Raw genomic sequence first — 2,235 nt, forward strand, 5'->3', positions numbered from 1 at the left:
GTCATTCATTATATTCCCCTGTTAATGATAATCAGTATTAATTATCATTAATATTTAGGGTGAATAATTTTTATAAAGGAGAGTAATCCCCTCCTTCATCTGCCTACGAAGCCTTCAACATTTCAACTTCATCTCTCAACTCTTTCACTTGTTGATTCAGCTCATTGATAGCAGCAACAGCAAGAGAAGCGATCGAACCATAGTTAACACCTAGATAATCACCATTTTCCGTGTGGACTGTCTCCACGGCTTCCGGAAGCGCTCGCTGAATGTCCTGGGCAACTACCCCCACTTCGCGTTTGCCGTTCTTGTCATAAGCGTATGTATCGATGACAGCGCAACGTTGAAGAGGGTTATCGATCTTGACCAAGTTAGACTTGAGACGAATATCTGAAGTCTGTACAAATGCGGGTGCGTATACACCACCGACAACTGTTAAGTTTTTACCAGTATCTAACGCCATACGCAAAGCAGATTCCCCACCAACACCATTCGATGTAACAAATCTAATCTCACCACCTTCAGTCTTATAGATCATTACGGCGTTTTTGCCCGGAGAATGGAATTCCAGTAGACAATTACCGGGGCTGGTCAATGACATATAGCCAGTTGTTGCGTTAAGACCAGCTACTGACATGGAGCCACCGACGGCGACGTTCCCACTACAGCTTATAATGCTAGTACGTAAACCACTTACTGCATTAAGAGTACCATCAGTATGGACAATAACTGGTAAAGCTTGCCATGCACCATTAAGATATCGATGAATACCTAGTTCTCTAGACGCTTCATTGACACCAATAGACCAAGTTATACCAGAAAAACCGGAACTTGAAGAAAACTTCAAACCACCATCATTCATTACACGGAAGTTTCCAGAAGTAATCATGTCACTATTGGATAGTATTTCACCTTTATTGAAGGTTAATGCAATTCTATCCGCAGTGTCACCTACGGTTCTAACGCTAATATATGGATTGACTGCATCATATGATTGCATTGCCATATTTGTACTACCGTCGGTGCTTTGAACAACGATTCCACGTCTAGCAAAAAGCCCAGTCACCATACTAACGTTTGAACTATTAATTTCAAATACTGGAATTTCTGCACTTAAACCGCGTTTGATCTTAAAATTGTTACCCTCTGCGAGTATATGATACACATCAGCAGACTGGTCTTGGAAGCTTATTGACCTCTGATTATCAACCACAATTGCGGACTTCCTATTTGCAACAATCAAAGCACCTGTCATAGTGCCGCCTGAGCTAGGTAATGCATTCACCTCTAATGCTGTCGGTTTATCAGCCTCAGTATAGATCTTGTAGTTATCGGTTCTAACTCCATTAGCATCATATCCATATGTATAGAGCTTCGTACCAGACCCACCATAATCAAATGTGATCCCTCTACTATTAGCAGGGCTATCCACTCTTGCCGGGTGAGCAACATGCATAGTAAGACCACGAAAGCCATCCGTACTGTTATGACGATAGAAGCCAGAATAAAACATGTTCTTAGACTGTTGGTCTGTATAGTCAACTGACTTACTCAATACATACGAGTTTGTTACAGTGTTGACATTATAGCGAAGGAACCGATTATCAGATTCTGACTTATTCCATGTATCAATATCACCAGCAGTTGGCTTTTTCGAAGTTGAATATAGTTCAAACCAAGGCTGCCAAGCACCAATATAAAGACGACGTACAAACACACGGTCACTGTTATAGGTATAGAATGTTTGAGAAACACCAGAATTACCCCATTTAGCAACAATCAACTGAGACCCACTGGGGCCAGCACCAAATGGCGTATCAGTAGTTCCAGTAAAGATAGAATAGAAACCGGATTCTATTGCTTCGTTACAACTAGTATTAGATAGAGAAACTTCTTGCATTGATGTAGGGCGATTGCCTGCATGATATATATCATGAGAAGAAGAACCCCAAGATACTTGTGGATTAACTTGATTCGCCATATTAAAACGTAAGGATGTAAGGGGTGTACCATACCATCCAGACAACATCATTTTCTGATCAGTAACATCTTTATCAGACTTACCACCTTGGATATACGTAATACCAGATGCAGTTACCAGCCGTTGTGCATAGGTTTTGGTTTGGTCATATATTTCTATCTGACTATTCGATGTAATCTTTGCATCTGATATTATATTGTAGGGTGTAAAAATGGTTTTACTTGCCTTGACAATATCAAGAGCTTTTTCTTGTG

1 protein-coding gene is annotated in these 2,235 nt (G+C 40.6%); it reads right to left on the bottom strand.

Going from position 1 to position 2,235, the window contains the following annotated elements; all coding sequences use genetic code 11:
* Positions 1-103: 103 nt before the first annotated feature.
* Positions 104-2,235: pyocin knob domain-containing S74 family peptidase (locus tag BN1128_RS24600; protein ID WP_167335801.1), on the bottom strand; the 2,132-nt coding region annotated here is incomplete at its 5' end.

The sequence above is a fragment of the Aeromonas piscicola genome (genome assembly GCF_000820005.1).
In the GTDB taxonomy this organism is placed as follows: domain Bacteria; phylum Pseudomonadota; class Gammaproteobacteria; order Enterobacterales; family Aeromonadaceae; genus Aeromonas; species Aeromonas piscicola.